Source organism: Paenibacillus agaridevorans, from assembly GCF_003112455.1.
Classification (GTDB): Bacteria; Bacillota; Bacilli; order Paenibacillales; family Paenibacillaceae; genus Pristimantibacillus; species Pristimantibacillus agaridevorans.
In genome coordinates, this window is the sequence record NZ_BDQX01000047.1 from 75,589 (window position 1) to 93,827 (window position 18,239).

Here is an 18,239-nt window from a genome sequence, read left to right on the forward strand (position 1 = left end):
GATAAAAAATGATAACAATCGCCGAATCCAAGCATCTATCGATCCAAGAACCTTTGCTGGAACCTTTCGGATTTAAAGGGGACTACTTGACGGAGTTATGGCAATCGGTGGCAGGGCTTTGTTCTCAAGACGGCGCCCTCGGCATCGGAGTAGGCGTTCAAAGCGTCTTATGGTCCGACGACCGGGTATTTTCGCAATATGGAGAGCAAACCGGCAACGCTTTGATGGCTAATGCGACCCAATATGCATTGATGCTTGCGGAGCACTCGGAATTTGATACGCCAATTGATTTAATGGATCGATTATTTCCGGAAGTGCATGCATTCGCGCAACGAAGTGTTGGAAGGGATGATCTTCGTGCGACCTTTGCTCTGAATTCGCTTGTTGCCTTGGATCAAGCGGCTTGGTCCTTGTACAGCAAAGGCAAGGGCGCGGGAGGCGGCTTCCAGGAGTTGGTTCCTGAGCCATACCGTTCGGCCTTATCGGCTCGGCAGCAACAGCTAGGGTGCATCCCTCTTGTGTCTTACAATCTGTCAGAAGAGAAGATTGAACAGATTCTTGGAGAAGGTTATTTTATTTTGAAAATTAAAATCGGCGCCGATCCCGAACAAAACGGGGATCCTGCCAAAATGCTGGAATGGGACAAACAGAGGCTGTCACAGATCCACCGCATTGCTTCTCGCTTCGATACGCCATACACGCAGAACGGGAAAATCGCTTATTACTTGGATGCCAATGGCAGGTATGACGGGAAAGGTCGCATGATAAGTTTCCTGGAACATGCCGATCGGATAGGCGCACTGGAGAGCATCGTGCTGCTTGAGGAGCCGTTTAACGAAACGAATGTTATCGATGTGTCGGATTTGCCCGTTCGATTTGCAGCCGACGAAAGCATCCATAACGAAAGTGATGCGCAACTGAGGATTGAGATGGGTTATAAGGCGATTGCGCTTAAGCCGATCGCTAAGACGATGAGCATGAGTTTAAAAATCGCTAAGCTAGCTCGCGATAGAGGTATTCATTGTTTCTGCGCCGATCTAACCGCTAATCCCGTATTAGCGGATTGGAACAAAACATTGGCCGCTCAGTTGCCTCCGCTTCCCGAATTAAAGATCGGCGTTTTAGAAGCGAACGGTCAACAGAACTACCGCAATTGGGAACGGATGAAAAGCTGGCATCCCTATTCCGATGCGTCATGGATTACACCTGATAAAGGACTTTTTACATTGGACGATTCTTTTTTTAACGTACTGGGAGGGGCGCTTGAAATAGGCTCCGAATACGAAAATCGCTTATATGGCAGAGGTGGGCAAACGAAATGACATCATTAAAAATCGGTTTGGTGGACCTCGATACATCACATCCTGGCAGCTTTGTCCCCATTGTTCGCGAGATGGGGCATCACGTCACCGGAGTGTTCGATAGCGGAACGATCTATCCTCCTGGATATGCTTCTACATTTGCCCGCGAGCATGGCATTGCTCATGCTTGCGAAACGATAGAAGAGCTGGTCGAGCGGGTAGATGCGGTGTTTATTCACAGCTGCGATTGGGATTTGCATGTCCAACACGCAAGGCCTTTTATAGAAGCGGGGAAAGCCGTATTTATCGACAAACCTTTAGCCGGCAACGCCAGGGACCTGCAGCAGCTCATCGATTGGGGCAAGGATGGCTCCATACTTACAGGCGGATCTGCGCTCCGCTATTGCAATGAAGTAAAAGAGTGGCGAGAAAGAGGAATAGGAACGGAAGAATGGGTGTATGGACTTGTCGGCTGCGCGGTAGATGAATTTAACTACGGTATTCATGCCTATTCGATGCTTCACGGTCTTATGGGAGCGGGGATCGAATCGGCCAGGTATGTGGGGGAGACCACACAGCAACAGTTCGAGCTGGCTTGGAAAGACGGCAGGCGCGCAATGGTGAGCATCGGGAAGACTTCGGGTTACTTGCCTTTTTACGCCTCGATAACGACGCAAAAACAAGTCGAGTTTATAAAGGCGGACAATAATCGCTTATATCAAGCCATATTGGAAAACGTTCTGCCTTACATGGCAGGGGAAGCTCCTTCGCCGATCTCGCTCGATGAGCTGGCAGAGGCGGAAATGGCAGCAATTGCTGCCAAAATGTCTGCGGAACGGGACGGGGCGCTTATCCGTATTCAAGATATTCCATTAAGCGAAGTCGGCTATAACGGAGGTTTGTTTGCACAACAGTACAAAGCGATGAAATTTCCCGTATCTCGATAGGAAAAGAGGAAAAACAAGCAGACGGAAGAGATTGCCCCATTCGTAAGATCTTGGTGCAGTCTCTTCCGTTTATCGTTAGCGGAGTTTCTTATCAAATTTATATTCAAGCTTGAACAGATTGCGACCGAAGACTTGTTGCAATCAAGCGACTGGTTGTTTGTCATGTCACATTGACAAGCGTTCGGATAGCGTATAAAGTATGTTTATCTGTGAATTGGTCATACCATAATCACAATCATTTTTAAAACGGTTTTTAGCCAAATGTCCCACCAATAACACCTTTTTGTACGTATGTGGAATCTTGGTTATTCCTACTTACCGCAAGAATGGTGTTTTTGTTGCTCCATGGTCTTTATTATTGTATAGAATCAGGAGCATTAAAGGGAAACTTGTCAGGATTGGAACTTACACAGGGGGTATTCCAATGAATCAAGTGTTAAGCAAGGGCATGACAGGATTCATTATTTGCAGTCTCATCTTGACGGTCGCAGCTTGTCGCATCAGTATAAACGGACCTGCTCTTCAATCGCCTTTATCAGTCGAACATAGAGAGAATTCTTTGACTGAGCAGCAGGTTAAAATCGTATCGCTTCAGGCCAATGCGCAATACGAGCGTGGGTCCGAAGCAGAACGGAACGTCCATCGCCGGATTTTGGAGAAAACCGGGGTAGACTTGCAGCTTGAAACGAGTACAACTAATGCGGACTACGGGCAAATGATTGATCGCATGTTATCTTCGGATGAGCAGCTCGATATCATTCCACTTATCCGGATGGATGAGGCAATAAAATTGTACAACAACGGAGCAATTATTCCACTCAATGGGCTTCTTGACGAATATGGGCCGAATTTGAAGGCGAATATCAAGCCGGAAATGTGGAGTCAGGCTAGCGCTGACGGCCAAATTATTGGCATCCCCAGCCAGGCGACCAATACGACAGGGAATGTTATTCAGATTCGTACAGACTGGCTGCAGGAGCTGAACCTGAAGAAGCCGGTTACCATTGCTGATTTCGAGTATGTAATGGAAGCCTTTAAACAAAATAAAGAGGATGCTTACCCTCTCTCTACAGGATTTGCTACCTTCAATGCTCTTCATGTTGGCTTTACGCCTTATTTCTTGCCGCAAGCTTCGGAATGGTGGCTGGATGGACAAGGAAGGCTTTTTCCTCCTGAATTTCATCCTGGCTACAAGCAGTTTTTGTCTAAAATGGTGGAGTGGAATGCCAAGGGATACATCTGGCCCGAAATGATCTTGTCTACACCTCCGAAACAAACGGAACTGATCGCTCAAAACAAAGTGGGGGCAGTGGCGGGCTGGTACTCCTCAACCATTGCAGGTGCAACGGAGGTGTTGATCAAAACGGTTCCAGAAGCAAATTATGATCCCCTAATCTTGCAAGGAGACGGCATTAATAAAATTCCTGCGTCACAGGATACACAATATGTAACCGTGATCACCAAGAAAAGCAAGCATCCAGAGGTAGTCATGCGATTCCTGGATTATCATGCCAGTAGAGAAGGATATGAGCTGGTATATATAGGCATTGAAGGAGAGTCGTATACTAGACTTCCGGATGGAACATTGGAATATATCGGGGAAAACAAGGATGATTCGTACAAGGCTAATTACTACGCCCTGTACTGGATGTTCCAGATGGATTTCGATGATTTTCCAACATGGCCCATGTCCTCCTGGATAGATCGGAAATTTACGGCTATGAGACAGAAAACAAAGGAACTTCCCAGCTTTCAACCTATTGATTATCAGGTTACCTATGATAAGTCGCAGTGGGAGTCATTTGCGTATCTGACGGAACTGGATCAATTCATGGAAGATCAGAAGATGAAAGTATTTACGGGCGAACGACCTGTCAGCGACTGGGATAACATTATTCAGCAATGGCAGGATATGGGCGGCAAACAAATGATAGAAGATCGAAACAGGCAATACCAGAAAGCGCTGCACAAATGATAGCCTGGGGGCTAAAAAGATGAGATTTCGGTTCAGAGACTATGATTCTAGAATTGTTATCATTTTGCTGCTGGTAGCGATACCGCCATTTCTTATCGCAAGTATTTATCAAATTAACATCTATTTAAAACAAACCATTACGTTAGTAGATGCCAAAAATGAGAGCGAATTGATTCGAACGGGCACCTTCATGAACCAAATGCTTGAGCAAGTTCGCGATGGGGTGCTCGAAGGCATGAAAAATGAACAATTTATGAAGACGCAAAGGACGGGAGATAAGCTTCAAGTTCTCAAAAGCTTGAACAAGGCTGTCAACAGCAGCAAGTATTTGGAACAAGTGATGTATTATAATGAAGCCGAAGATTACATGCTTGTGTCTAATTACGGCATTGTGAGCGATGTACATAGCTCCCCCTATAATTGGGTTACAGCGGAAGCAGCAGAGATGGAGAACTACCAGATTAAAGTGATGGAGGCAAGGAGCCTGGACATACATGGGAGTCACAAATATGTCAGCTCACTGCTGGCCAAGCTTCCAACAGGTACCAGTCAATCCTATCTTAATTACACGATTAATTTGGAGAAGCTGTATAATGACTTTTTGCAAAAGTTGAATGTCGATGGCGGGGTATATAATTATTATTTGACGGACCTGGAAGGAAAGATTGTGTATCATCAAGATCTGTCGCTGTTAGGTGTGCATATGCAGAATAATCCTGCAGCCAGCAGCCTTAATAATAAGATTGTCATCAGCAGTTATCCCATTCAGGCGATGAAATGGAACTTGGTAAGCGAAGTGAATATGTATCAATTAAGCAGTGGTATATATAAGACACGGGATCAAATGATCGTATTCCTAACGATTATGGTCGTAGTTATTCTGGCAATGGCGGTACTTGGCGCCAAGCAGTTATACATGCCGATCAGCCAACTGAAGCTCCGCCTTCATAATAGCGAGCACTTGTTGAAGAAGACTTTGGTGCATAATCTGGTCAAAGAACGATTTACCGAAAGTTCCGATATTGAACGTTACCTGGATGAATATCCTGCGAATCTGATCATTGTTATTTTAACTATTCATTCTCAAATTGACAGGACGACTGACGACTCCGGGTTGGCGGAGGAAATTGAAACTTGCTTACGGGCACACTTTAATATTGATTTGTTTGTTGAATCGGATAAGCAGTATGTCGTGCTGCTCAAGTTGCATGACGATGATAGGGATACCTTTACCAACAATTTGACTTTGAGCTTCAACGATCGACTGTTGGAAGAACTGACGATTAGTGTTGGTGGAATCTACCCGATTAAAAAAATTCATCATTCCTACATTGAAGCCTTGTACGCTTATAATATGGGACGAATTTATTCATCGGATACGAATGTATATTCCTACAGTCAGCTCCCGGCAGATTTCCGACAGCAACAGATTAAGGATCCAACGATGGATGAGCTTGAATTAGCGATCAGACAACACAATGTGCAGACATATACGGAAATAATAGACATGATGCTATCAGAAAATCGAAGCGTTATGGAGTACAATTATAACTTATATCAGTATATAACCTTATTGATACGGCTTTATGATCAGGAAAGCGTACGTTTCTTGAGCGAAATTAATGAACTGATTACCGATAAGGGGATTATGAATGCAGCGGCAGTCAAACAGTTTTTCATTAGCAAGTTCAGTAATTTTAATACAGAGTATCGCCAGGATTTCAATGATTATGTTGCAAGAGTCGAGCAATATATTGCCGAGTTCTATGCAACCAATTTTTCTATGGATGACGTCGCCGATTATGTCGGGGTGAACAGAAAATATTTAAGTCAGTTGTTTAAAAAGCAATATAATATGACGCTTACGGATTATGTAAGCCAATACCGGATTGAACAAGCCAAATTGCTGCTCGCCGATACGAAGATGAAGATTAACGATATCGGCAGCAACGTAGGTTTCAACAGCAAGAGCTATTTCACCAAGGTATTTAAAATGCTGACGGGGATTACACCTACTGAATACCGGGAGCTGGCTTGGAATCGCAACAAGGAGGGAGGGGACGAAAGCTAGTTTGATTGCGCTTTTTTTACACGACAGGAACAATTTTTATACGCGGAAATGCCCTTTTTAGAGGCATTTCCGCTTTTTTTTATACCAAAATGACAATTGTGTGATTGAGACCGAGGATGAATCGCTTTACGATTGCTTTACGAACACCCGAGAGAATGAGATTAGAGGGGATCAGCTAAGAAGATGACGAAAGGTGGCAGGATGGCGCAATGCAAATGATGAGAGTATTTCTGAAGCAGAAGTATTTATATCTTATGGTTTTGCCGGGGTTAATATTGGTATTTATTTTTAAATATTTACCAATGTATGGAGTCATTATAGCTTTCAAAGATTACAACGTGTTTGCTGGCGTATTTGAGAGTAAATGGGTGGGACTAAGATGGTTCAGGTTATTTTTAGATAACCCGATGGCACTGCGGGTATTCAAGAACACTCTGCTTCTTGGCCTATATAATCTTGTATTTGCTTTCCCGCTGCCGATTATTCTAGCTCTTTTATTAAACGAACTCAAAATAGAGTGGATTAAACGAACCATTCAATCGATTACGTATTTGCCATATTTCATTTCGGTTATTATCATCGTTGGCATGCTCAAAGAATTGGCTTCTTTAAATGGGTTGTTCAATCAGGTCTTATCGCTCTTTAATATCGAAGCAATGAATTTCTTCGGCAGACCGGAATTTTTCCGAACGCTTTTTATAGGGTCAGGCATTTGGCAAAACCTGGGATGGGGCACTATTTTATATTTGGCAGCGCTTACTAATATTGATCCTGCGCTTTATGAAGCTGCACATATGGATGGAGCCGGTCGGTTTCGTAAGATCGTACATATCACATTGCCAGGGATGGCAGGCACGATCGTGATCTTGTTGATATTGGCTATAGGAAATATGTTGGAAGCGGATTTTCAGCGAGTGCTGTTAATGTATAACCCGGTCATTTACAGTACGGCTGATATTGTCGGGACTTACGTCTACCGGGAAGGCCTGGAAAGTGCGAGATTCAGTTATGCTACTGCAGTAGGTTTGATGGTCTCGGTCATTTCTTTCGTACTCCTGTTGGCCGTCAATCAGATAAGCCGACGATATTCAGAAAATAGTTTGTGGTAGGAGGCAGGGGGATCATGTACAAAAGTAGTCTAGGTTCTCGAATGTTTGATCTATTCAATGGTTTGTTTATGCTGCTTCTGGTTGTTGTCATGCTCTACCCATTCATGCATGTAGTGGCGATTTCACTGAGTACGCCTGAGGCGATTTCGGCTGGCAAGGTAGGATGGCTGCCGAAAGGCTTTAACATGGAGGGCTATCGTTATGTGCTCAATCGGGCCGACCTCTGGATTGCTTATAGAAATACTTTGCTGTATACCGCTGGAAGCTGTTTTTTTGTCTTGCTTTTCACCTCTCTAATGGCATATCCACTCGCTGTTCGAGAATTTAAAGCTCAGAAAGCAATACTGTTCTACCTGGTTGTCACTATGTTTTTCAACGGAGGCATCATACCAACGTTTCTTGTTATCCGCGAGCTGAACTTGCTAAACACGTTTTGGGTGATGGTATTGCCCGGAGCTGTCAGTGCATTTACAGTCATTATTTTTAGAACCTTTTTTCGGGCCATTCCCTACGAATATCGGGAGTCTGCATTTATGGACGGGGCCAATGATTTTAGAATTCTGTTCAGCATTTATATGCCTCTTTCCAAGCCGCTATTGGCAACGTTTGGCTTGTTTACGATGGTTGCTGCCTGGAATGAATGGTTCAGCGCGCTCATTTATTTGAAAAATGAAAACTTGTTTCCTGTACAGATTTTGCTGCGGAAAATTCTTATCCTGGAACAATTTGCGGATTCGGGAAGCAGCTCTGGAGTCGTAAGAATGGAGGGGAACATCTCTCCAAGAAATATACAGATGGCAGTTACACTGGTAGCCATGTTCCCGATCCTGGTGGTTTATCCTTTCGCACAAAAGTACTTTGTGAAAGGTATTATGATTGGCGGCATTAAAGGATAGCTGCAGTCAAGCGGTCTATTAAAGAGAAATGCTCTCTTTCAATAGAAAACTTTCAAAAGGTGGTAAGCGAAAATGGGGAGAAAAAAAATGCGGACAAGACTGTCCGTACTGGCATTCGTGCTGGCAGCGCTAGTAGCGCTCACCGGTTGTACTGGCAATAGCGGTACAGGCGGGAAAGGCAGTGGTGGTGGAGAAACAACGCCGCCAGTTTCAGAGGAAGGAGGCACGGAGCCGGAAGTATTGAGCTTTACAGTGTACCAGCCGTACTTTGGCGCTGAGACAGCCAGAGGCACGAGGGTCGATCAGGTCTGGCAAGAGATGATGGAGGAGTATTTGGGCGTGAAGCTGGACATTACCTGGGAAGAGCTTCCTTGGGGCGATTTTAATGAAAAGCGGCCTATTTATTTAGCTTCCGGCGAATTCGCGGATATTTTCCTGCTGAACAATGTTGATGAAGCGATTAAGGCCGGGGAGCGCGGGGCGTTGGTTGATTTGTCCACCAAGCTTGATCTGATGCCATATTCCAGAAAGTTTCTGGAAAGCGATCTGGGCTACGGTCCGGAAGTGAATAAAATCTCCACTCCGGAGGGCAAATTCTATACTTTCCCGAATGCAGGAGATTGGGCTTATCAGCCGGGAGGCCTCCCGCAATATGTGTATCGTTTCGATATTTTCCAAAAGCATAATATTCCGATTCCAGGGAATTTGGAGGAATACTATAACGCCGCTAAACGTTTGAAAGAGCTTTATCCGGACGCCTACCCCGTTGGTTCGGGTTTTGCGGGCAGCGATCCGAATTCGATCCAGAAGTCACTTTTTGAATTAAACCGTACATCAGCAGATATTTTCTTTAATGGCGACAAGTTTTTATTCGGTCCGATTGATGACAGCGCTGGTATTAAGCGGGTACTGGAGTACTTGAATAAGCTCTATGAGGAGAAACTGCTTGATCCTGAATTTTTCACCCAAACGAATGAGCAGCAGATCGAGAAAAGCCTGACGGGCAAAATCTTTATGATGCCCAATAGTTTCACGGGGTGGGCGGGAAATCATAACAAGAGCACAGAATATCCGCAAACTTGGGGCGTAGCCCGCCATCCGCTTAATCTGGATGGAAAAGTTGGTTGGTATCAGACGCCAGCCGGAAAGGAAGTATTCAGGGGCAATACGGGACCTGTTATTTCTGCAAGTGCCGCCAACCAGGACCTGCTGATTAAATTAATGGACTACCAGTATTCGCCGGAGATGATCAATTTGTTTACTTGGGGTATTGAAGGCGAAACATATGTTGAAACGAATGGCGAGAAAAATTTTCTGGACGAGATTCTGTTGGCGGACGATCCGTATGGCGAGTTAGCGAAATTTGGTGTCAATACGTCAGGAAGTGTGCGTTCAGGCATTCAATGGGGGGCGCAAGCACTTGAGACGAGCGATAAAATTGCCGGCAAAATTCCGGTCTATGCGGACGGAAAATACTATGAAGAATACAATTATCTCTTTCACTCCCTGGGTTCAACTCCCGAAGCTACGAGTCCCATTCTGATGGGACCGTCCCTTGTATCGCTTTCTGCCGAAGAGCTTGAGTTGCGCGACAGCAATCTCGTGCCGATTAAAACGCATTTCGACGGCGAGAGCATTAGATTTATAACAGGCCAGCGCAAGTTCGATACCTGGGATAAATTTATCGAAGAGTTGAAAGGCATGGGCAACTACGAGGCGGTCACAACAATGTACAATGAAAAATTGAAGTAATGGCGTGCAAGCCCTCTAACGCAAAAATCAGATAGAGGGCTTGCGGACCATTTGAAGGGAAAGGAAGGTTAGAATGACAGGGATTACAGTAATGAATGAGGGCATTTTGTACCGCAACCCACTCCCCCACGTCTATAGCAGGCATGCGTATTCTCCTTCGATAGTGGCAGGAAAAGAGGGGGAGTTGATTGCTTCGTTCGCAATCGGCCAAGCCTTTGAAGCCGAGGATTTGCACTCTTGCATAGCGCGTTCAGTGGATGGCGGAGAAACATGGGAATTTGAAGGGCGTTTATATTCCGGGACTATGGATCGTGTGACATCAGATGTGTGCAGGCTCTCCATTGGCGAGGAGGGGGAAATCGTAGCTTTCGTTATTCGCCATAATCGTTCCAGGCACGAGCAAGGACTTACAAATCCGGATAACATGGGGTTTGTCGATATCGAATTGCTGCTATTCCGCTCCCGTGACGGCGGTCGCAGTTGGGGGGATCCTGAGGCGCTGAATCCTCCCCTTGTTGGCCCAGCCTTTGAGATGACGTCTCCGATCGTCCCTTTGCGTGATGGAAGCTGGCTTTTGCCCACCTCTACTTGGCGAGGATGGGATGGCCATTGTCCCAATGGCATGAGGATGGTAGCTTTGCAATCGGGTGATGGTGGCCATACATGGCCATCTTATCTTGATGTGATGGTGGATGAAAGTCAGGATATCATCTATTGGGAATCTAAAATCATAGAGTTGATAGACGGCAGGTTATTGGCGGCAGCCTGGGCGTATGATGAGACAAATGCTTGCGATTTGCCCAATCAATATGCTTTATCCGAAGGAGTCGGAACACCCTTCTCTGCTCCGCGATCGACGGGGTTACTGGGACAAACTCTCAATATAATCCAACTGGAGAACGGAAAAATTCTAACGGTGTACCGGAGGATGGATGAGCCGGGTTTATGGGCCAATATCGCGAGGCTTGATGACGGGGATTGGATCAACGAACAGCAGGTGCCCTTGTGGGGCAAGCAGACCCTTGGGCTTACGGCGAGCGGACCGAACATGTCGCATAATTTCACAGCATTGAAATTTGGCGCGCCTAGTCTGTGCCGATTGCAGGACGGCTCTTATTATGTTGTATTCTGGGCGGTTGAAGATGGTGTGAGCAATATTCGCTGGCTGAAATTAAGCGTAGGATAACAATCTAACGATGTGGAGCTGCTAAACATGTACAAGAGCTATGCACGAAATGAAATTGTATTCGAGGATGAATTGGTTTTGCTTGCCATCGATGATCATTCAATTCCGGCGACCAGAAATCTGCATCTACAGATGGAAAGGCCCGTCAAGCATGCGACCAACCCGGTTGTACGCAGGGGCAGCAAGGGGCAGCCGGATGCCCATCGTGCGTCATTGTTTGGAACTGTGCTCTATATCGACGGAAAATTCAGGATGTGGTATAACGCTTCGCCTGAAATTGATGCCAGCATCACGCTTAACGATGATTTCCCGGCACTGATTGCGTATGCTGAAAGCTCGGATGGGGTTAACTGGGAGAAGCCGAACCTCGGACTGGTAGAGTTTAACGGCAGTAAGGCGAATAATCTGGTGGAGATTGATGGAGGCGGCATCTTTTGCTGCGTATTGTATGAACCCGAGGCGGATGATCCCGAGCAAATGTACAAAATGGTGCTTGAAAAGTTTTATAGCCGATTTACGGGGTGGACGACAGAACGGGAACGAATTACGGGTTTCTTCACCAGTCCGGATGGGTTGCGCTGGAAAGAGATTAGCGACAATCGTTTGATTTGCCAGCAATTAGAAGTGTCAACCTTGTATAAATTTAATCATCAATACTATCTGGGCGGTCATCAATATCGGCCAACCGTTGCGCTTCCAGAATCGCTTGATTGCGGTAGGGTGATGGTCACCTGGCGTTCGGAAAGATTCGACGCCTGGCCGGAAGAGAGGGCGATCAGCTTCTATAAGCCGATGCGTACAAGCAAGCCGGGTTCCTCCTGGGACGGAGAGGAGGTTCATATGGGGGCGGCCGTCTGGAGCAGGGGCAATGTATGTATTGGCGTATACGGGCAATGGCATACGCCGGAAGATGGAAGCGAAGCTCAGGTGGCGGTCGATTTGGGTCTTGTGGTGAGCAATGACGGGCTTCACTTTCGAGAGCCGGCGCCGGGATATTCTTTTCTCGAGCGGGATCAAGAGAAGGGCTGGGATCGCGAGGCCTCGGCAGAGGATGGCGATAACATTTTGCTGGTACAAGGAAATGCATTCGTCAATGTAAATGATAAAACCTATTTCTGGTACACCGCATCTACGGCAGGTGGCAATTTACTATCCGTCCATGAGAACATCGGGCTGGCGACATTGCGCAGAGACGGCTTCGGCTATTTGTCGCTTACTCCGGAGGCGCAAGAGGGGAGTCTGGCGACATGCCTGATTGAACTGGAGCAGAGGGCCGGCCTGTACTTGAACGTGGATACAGGTATTGATTCCGAGATTAAGGTTGAACTGGTTAGGGAAGGCGGTCTTGCAACCGTGCCGGGTTACGGCGTGGCAGATATTCTGCCGGTTATCGATAGCGGAATCAGGAGCTGTGTTTCTCGCAGCAATGGCAAGCCGCTGGAACTGCCGGTAGGGACGAAGTTTGCTATCCGCCTGCATATTCGCGGACCGGTCAAGCTTTATGCGATGTATATTGCAAATCCATTCAAGTCCACTATGTAGCGGAGGGATGAATGAATGAAAAAAAGAGGATTGGCGATCTTGCTCGCCTGGATGATGACGGTTTACTTGCTGCCGGACTATCCCGCAGCCGCACAACAAAGCCATTTGCAGGAGAGCCCGATGGAGGTGCTCATTGCTGATTCGCTATCTATTGGCAGCAGCGGCAGCGGTCGGGTCGCAAATGCGCCGCTTAATGGGGCAGTGACCGAGGCTGGCGCGCGGACCTGGATAGGCAATGGCGGGTTCGCCTTCACCGAAAGCGGCGGAGATAGCTATGCTACAAGCATTTATTCGTTATCCGCGACGGCGTTTGTCCCTTACATCCCCGGTTCTTCCAAAGCAAGCGTGAAACTGGAAGTCAAACCGGCCGGCGCGGGCTGGTCGGCAGTCGGCTTCAGCGGGAGCAATGCCCCGTTCCCGGCGAGTGGCCAACTCTGGGCTCTTCTGGGTGAAACAGGCAGCTACATCCTGTATGCGGACGGCACTGCAAACCTGTTGGCTCAAGGGACCCTAACAAACTTCGACGCGCAGCGATATACAAAACTCAAGGTGGAGTATGATGCGGAATTGGAGGAGGTCTCGCTGTGGGCAGACGGGATTGTGCTGGCTGAAGGCGTGGACTTAAGTGTTCTGGGTTCCTTTGAGCCGGATATCCAGTATGCGGGATTTGGGACTGATACGCAGACAATTGGCGGGACCGCATTTGCCAACTTTCTAGTGAAGGAACAGGCGGCGAATGTGTTGCCGCTCGTTATCTTCGATTCTTTCGGGGCAGACGGAATCGCCCGGAAAGCGGGCGATAGCCTGAACAATTCACTTACGGAAGCGGGCAACCGCACGTGGGAATCCAGCTACCAACTGTCCTTTAACGGAACGGGCAATGCCGGTTTCCTGACGGTTAACGCATCTGGCGGACGATTCGGGATGGTGCCATATGAGCCGGCTGGAAGCGTGTCCGCCATTGAGGCTGATATTCGTCCTGCGGGCTTGAACGGCTGGTCGGCATTCGGCTTTTCCAGCGAACCCTCTGCATTATGGTCCTACGGCCAGGTATGGATGAGCATCCGCGAAGACGGCTACTATGTCTTGTTTGCGGATGCGACCAGACAAGTGCTGGCGAACGGTACTGTAGCCGGGTTTGATGCCGGCGGTTATACGAGGCTCCGCTTGGAATTGGATCATGTCGCTGGCACTGCTTCGGCCTGGATTGGCGGGCAACAGGTTGTTAACGAGGTTACCGTACCTGAGCATGCCGCATTCAGCCTTAATGTCCAGTATGCAGGAGTCATGGTAGACACACAAACACCGCAAGTGGTGGCCTTCAAAAACTTTGCGGTATATGGAGAGGCGCTGCCTGTACCGCCGGAGTATCCAGACAATATCGAGCAGCCGGAGGAAAGCGATTTTCCGCTGGGCGTGTTTGAGGACGCCAATCTGTATCAGGGAAGTAAAAAGAATTTCCGGAATTTGATTGCGGATCTGCATGGGCAAGGTTTTGACTCCATCATGATGGCAAATGGGGATGTCAATCGAGACCACGCGATGCTGGAGGCGACGGATCGATATGGGCTGGGAGTGTACCTGCATGCTGCGTATAATCTGGGCGATTATGTGCATTACGGCAACGCGGACATTGCAGAAGCGCGAACCGTTGCGGCCGGAATTGTCGATCGGGTGGCAGATCGTCCCAGCGTCAAGGGCATCAATCTGTCGGATGAACCGACGATTGACCTGGTGCAAAACCATGACTTGCTCAGCCAGGCGTTCCGCGAGCAGGACAGCGGGCTGATTATCACGACGCCGCTGATAGGCTTTGACCGCGTAGGGCCAATGTTTGCTTCAACGACGCAGGATGTCATGCTTATCGATATTTATTCGCTGGCCAAAGCGAATCGAATTGGCAATTTCAATATGAACAACTATGGTTATCCGGCATGGAATTTCCTCAGCTATTTGCGCGAAGTGACGAAGAACAAGCCGGAGGAAACGCCGTTATGGATCATCTTGCAAGCGTTTGGTACTGGTGGGGAACGGAGCTCACGCTTCGATATTCGTTCGCCGATTGCCGAAGAGGTGCGCGTGCAGAACTGGTTGGCCATCGGGGAAGGGGCAAAGGGAATCTTTTGGTTTCTGTACACCTCGATCCCGGGCTCATCGCTGATCGGTATGGATGCGGACCCTGAGGTGCGGGAGGAGGTAGTGGATCTGGTCGAACGCGTGAAGCCGCTTCGGCCGCTGCTGCTGGATGCTAAGAAGGATAAGGAACGCTTCACCGTCCAGGCAACCGGCGGCGCCGTCCCTTATATCAGCACGCTCGTTAGCGAGAATGGGGAGCATACGTATGCGGTGGCTGTAAACATGGATGCTGAAGCGTCTCAGCAGCTAACCATCGATTCCACGTATTTTACCGGTCAGTTGCGCAACCTGGAAACCGACCAGCTCTATCCACTGGGCTCGGCCATTACGTTCGCGGCAGGGGACGGGCAAATCTATGAAGTGGTTCCGGAAACAACGAATGCAGAGCCGGAAGTAATCCTTACAGCCCCGACCGGCGGCGACGCTTCCCCGGTGAACGGTGTAATTACGCTTACCGCAGCGGTTACGGATGACGGGACAGTGGCGGAAGTCATGTATTATGCAAACGGGCAAGCGATTGGAACCGGTACAGGGCCGAACTGGAGCTTCGCATGGCAGGGCGCAACGGCAGGCAGCTATATGCTTACGGCGATTGCGACGGACAATCTGGGCGCGCAAGGCGAGTCCCAGCCAGTAGCCATCATGGTTTCAGGGGCATTGAATGAGCTGAGCAATCCATCCTTCGAGGCGATAGCCGGCGGCAGTCAGCCTGCAGAATGGATGGTCGCCAGCGGCGTTGGGTTGGCAACGGATGAACCCCATACGGGTGTCATGGCCTTGTTTGCCCAGGGAGCGCTCAGCGGTACGCTGGTTTCCCAGGAAGTCGAGCTTATGCCAGGCAAGGAATACGAACTCAGCGGGTGGATCAAGACGGATGGGGTAAAGGGAAGCGGTTTTTCTTTGCAATACCGGCAAGAGTCGCCAACCTCCAATATACATGAGACAACCCCTATTTATGGGACCTCTGATTGGCAGCGGAAGAGTATAACATTCATGGCTCCTTCCTATGCAACGAGCGGCAAAGTGTCCGTGACGGCAAATGTGCCGTACGGGGCAGGGAAAGTGTGGATCGATAATATAAGCCTGGTCCCGACCGGGCGCGAGGAACTTTCCGATGGACTGGAGCTTCACCTCTCATTTGATGAGTACAATAATACGCAAACCATTTCATATGACGTCTCAGGCAACGGGAGACACGCCGACCTTGTGGCCAACGATGACGATTTGTTTACGCCAGTGCCTACGTTCTTCTCAGGGAAGGTAGGGAGCAACACACTGTTCATGCAGGGAAGCGACCACTACGTAGAGGTTGCGCCTGGCTTCGGTCTTGACGCTGCAGGCAGCTTTACAATTGCCGGGTGGGTCAAACCGGAAGATTCCTTAAGGGCTCAGACCATTTATTCCGATGGACATGGCTTGGAAATTCAATTGGCGGAGCATCAGCTCCGCGGAAGGCTCAAAGGTAGCGGTGATACGGAGTGGGCGACCATCGACGGCGGAATGTTGTCTTCGGATACTTGGTACCATGTTGTCGCGACCTATGAGCCAAGCGGCGGCATTAAGCTATATGTGAACGGGCAGTTGGTGGCAGAGGAAAACAGCTATGTATATAATAGCGCGGCAGATGGCAGGCACTTGTTCGGTCAGACGCCTGGCGTTGCTGCTACAACCTATTGGGGGCTGTTGGACGACGCTCGCATCTACAGCCGGGCACTTGCACCAAGGGAAATCCTGCGGCTGGCGGAGGTGGATGAACACCATGAGTTGCGTTTCGAAACGAATGGCGGCAACGCGATTTCCGCGATATATGTGAACCATGGCATGGCAGTGACAGCACCGGCGACGCCTGTCCGGGCGGGCTTCAGTTTCGGCGGCTGGTATACCGATCCAGCACTCACTATGCAGCATGATTTCGGCACCCCTTTGCTTGCTGATCTTACGTTGTTTGCAAAGTGGATTGCTCTGCCAGGCGGGTATGGCAGTGGGAACGGTACGGGGAATGGCAGCGGCGCAGGGCAGGAAGGGGAAGGCACGGCGGCAATTTTGATCAACGGCAATGCTGTGGCAGAAGGCACGCAAGAAATTAGCGAGCGGGCTGGGCATAAGGTGGCCAAGATTACAGTTAGCCCAGTTCAAGAGCAGGCATTGTTGCAAGCAGCAGGGCAAGGAGCAGAGATTATAATAACCGTTACGGAGAATGCGGATATCGTAATCGGACAGTTGAGCGGGAGCATGATCGCCAAGTTGTTTAGGCAGCAGAGCGCCATTACGGTAGAAGCGCCGGTTGCATCCTTTACATTGCCGGCTGGGAGCTTGGATATTGCTTGGTTAGGACAACAATTGGGGGCGGCGGACCTGCAAGAAGTTACGGTTAGCATTTCCGTCTCTCGGACGACAGCCGAGCAATCTGCCTTGGTCGGACAAGGGGCGTCTGCAGGGGGATTTGAATTGGTCGCCCCTGTCGTCCAATTTAACGTATCAGCCAGCTACGATGGCCGTGAAGTTTCCGTAGAGCTGATGCCAGCCTATGTACAATACAAGCTGGACATTACTGATCTGAAGGAGGGAGAAGCGCCGATTACCGGAGTATCAATCGGAGCAAAGGGTAAAGCAAGACATATTCCAACCCGGGTGGCGACAACCGCCAATGGCGGGAAACAGGCGATTCTGTCCAGCATGTCAGGCGGGATGGTGGCTGTAGTCAGGCACCCGGCGGTGTTTACTGATGTACAAGGCCATTGGTCGGAGCAAGAAGTGAACGGTCTGGGATCACGCCTAGTCATAAACGGAAACCAAGATGGGAGATTCATGCCAGACTCAGCGATTACTCGCGCGGAATTTACGGCCATTGTGATCCGCGCTCTCGGTCTGGGAGAGCCTGATGTGGTGGAGGCGCAGTTTGCGGATGTGCCGCAACAAGCCTGGTATAGCGGCGCTATTGCTACAGCCTATCACTATGGCTTGATTAACGGCTTTGCTGGCGAAGGGTTCCGCCCGGAAGCGGAAATCAGTCGAGAGCAGGCGATGACCATTATCGCCAGAGCGATGGCATTTCCCGGGCTTCCTGTACAGTTTGTACAAATGGCAGGCGAGAGCGGTGACGGAGATTGGAACTTGGCGCGATTTGCTGACTACAGAGAAGTGTCGCCTTGGGCTGCAAATCGTATTTCAGGCTTATTGCAGGCGTCTATTGTCGAAGGTAATAGTCTGGGCAATTTGTCTCCGAAGGCACTGCTGACCAGGGCAGAGACGGTCGCCATGATTGGGCGGTTGTTGCGGCAGACCGGATTAATCAACTAGCAGAAGACCAACAGGAGGCATAGA

Annotated in this window: 10 protein-coding genes; all 10 read left to right on the top strand. The window is 48.9% G+C overall.

Translation table 11 applies throughout. The features are described from left to right. Positions 1-8: 8 nt before the first annotated feature. The 10 genes from PAT3040_RS05010 to PAT3040_RS05055 all read left to right on the top strand — a co-directional run bounded on the left by PAT3040_RS05010 (position 9) and on the right by PAT3040_RS05055 (position 18,215). Positions 9-1,322, top strand: a complete 1,314-nt coding sequence (locus tag PAT3040_RS05010) for an enolase-like domain-containing protein (RefSeq protein ID WP_108991770.1) — start codon at positions 9-11, stop codon at positions 1,320-1,322. Further along, positions 1,319-2,248 carry a Gfo/Idh/MocA family protein gene (locus tag PAT3040_RS05015; protein WP_108991771.1) on the top strand — a complete coding sequence of 310 codons (930 nt, stop codon included), beginning with the start codon at positions 1,319-1,321 and terminating at the stop codon, positions 2,246-2,248. Before PAT3040_RS05010 ends, PAT3040_RS05015 begins: the two co-directional genes overlap by 4 nt. A 424-nt stretch (positions 2,249-2,672) precedes the next feature. After that, positions 2,673-4,223 carry an extracellular solute-binding protein gene (locus tag PAT3040_RS05020; RefSeq protein WP_108991772.1) on the top strand — a complete coding sequence of 517 codons (1,551 nt, stop codon included), beginning with the start codon at positions 2,673-2,675 and terminating at the stop codon, positions 4,221-4,223. A gap of 19 nt (positions 4,224-4,242) precedes the next feature. Beyond that, complete coding sequence (locus tag PAT3040_RS05025; RefSeq protein ID WP_108991773.1) at positions 4,243-6,294, top strand: helix-turn-helix domain-containing protein; 2,052 nt, start codon at positions 4,243-4,245, stop codon at positions 6,292-6,294. A gap of 215 nt (positions 6,295-6,509) precedes the next feature. Continuing rightward, positions 6,510-7,403 carry an ABC transporter permease gene (locus PAT3040_RS05030; protein WP_258234840.1) on the top strand — a complete coding sequence of 298 codons (894 nt, stop codon included), beginning with the start codon at positions 6,510-6,512 and terminating at the stop codon, positions 7,401-7,403. 14 nt (positions 7,404-7,417) lie between these two features. After that, positions 7,418-8,299 carry a carbohydrate ABC transporter permease gene (locus tag PAT3040_RS05035; protein ID WP_258234841.1) on the top strand — a complete coding sequence of 294 codons (882 nt, stop codon included), beginning with the start codon at positions 7,418-7,420 and terminating at the stop codon, positions 8,297-8,299. Positions 8,300-8,371: 72 nt separating this feature from the next. Then, positions 8,372-10,051: an extracellular solute-binding protein gene (locus PAT3040_RS05040; RefSeq protein ID WP_108991775.1), complete on the top strand. Its 1,680-nt coding sequence runs from the start codon at positions 8,372-8,374 to the stop codon at positions 10,049-10,051. Positions 10,052-10,124: 73 nt separating this feature from the next. Continuing rightward, positions 10,125-11,237: a sialidase family protein gene (locus PAT3040_RS05045; protein ID WP_146200364.1), complete on the top strand. Its 1,113-nt coding sequence runs from the start codon at positions 10,125-10,127 to the stop codon at positions 11,235-11,237. Positions 11,238-11,264: 27 nt separating this feature from the next. Continuing rightward, positions 11,265-12,779 (top strand): hypothetical protein, encoded by a 1,515-nt coding sequence (locus tag PAT3040_RS05050; RefSeq protein WP_108991777.1) that lies wholly within the window; start codon positions 11,265-11,267, stop codon positions 12,777-12,779. 15 nt (positions 12,780-12,794) lie between these two features. Continuing rightward, positions 12,795-18,215, top strand: coding sequence for an S-layer homology domain-containing protein (locus PAT3040_RS05055; protein ID WP_108991778.1), 5,421 nt, complete (start codon positions 12,795-12,797; stop codon positions 18,213-18,215). Positions 18,216-18,239 lie beyond the last annotated feature (24 nt).

Bases quoted from the DNA above. Each gene is read 5' to 3' on its own strand.
- PAT3040_RS05040 (WP_108991775.1), top strand. From the start codon at position 8,372: ATGGGGAGAAAAAAAATGCGGACAAGACTGTCCGTACTGGCATTCGTG.
- PAT3040_RS05015 (WP_108991771.1), top strand. From the start codon at position 1,319: ATGACATCATTAAAAATCGGTTTGGTGGACCTCGATACATCACATCCT.
- PAT3040_RS05010 (WP_108991770.1), top strand. From the start codon at position 9: ATGATAACAATCGCCGAATCCAAGCATCTATCGATCCAAGAACCTTTG.
- PAT3040_RS05030 (WP_258234840.1), top strand. From the start codon at position 6,510: ATGATGAGAGTATTTCTGAAGCAGAAGTATTTATATCTTATGGTTTTG.
- PAT3040_RS05020 (WP_108991772.1), top strand. From the start codon at position 2,673: ATGAATCAAGTGTTAAGCAAGGGCATGACAGGATTCATTATTTGCAGT.
- PAT3040_RS05035 (WP_258234841.1), top strand. From the start codon at position 7,418: ATGTACAAAAGTAGTCTAGGTTCTCGAATGTTTGATCTATTCAATGGT.
- PAT3040_RS05045 (WP_146200364.1), top strand. From the start codon at position 10,125: ATGACAGGGATTACAGTAATGAATGAGGGCATTTTGTACCGCAACCCA.
- PAT3040_RS05055 (WP_108991778.1), top strand. From the start codon at position 12,795: ATGAAAAAAAGAGGATTGGCGATCTTGCTCGCCTGGATGATGACGGTT.
- PAT3040_RS05050 (WP_108991777.1), top strand. From the start codon at position 11,265: ATGTACAAGAGCTATGCACGAAATGAAATTGTATTCGAGGATGAATTG.
- PAT3040_RS05025 (WP_108991773.1), top strand. From the start codon at position 4,243: ATGAGATTTCGGTTCAGAGACTATGATTCTAGAATTGTTATCATTTTG.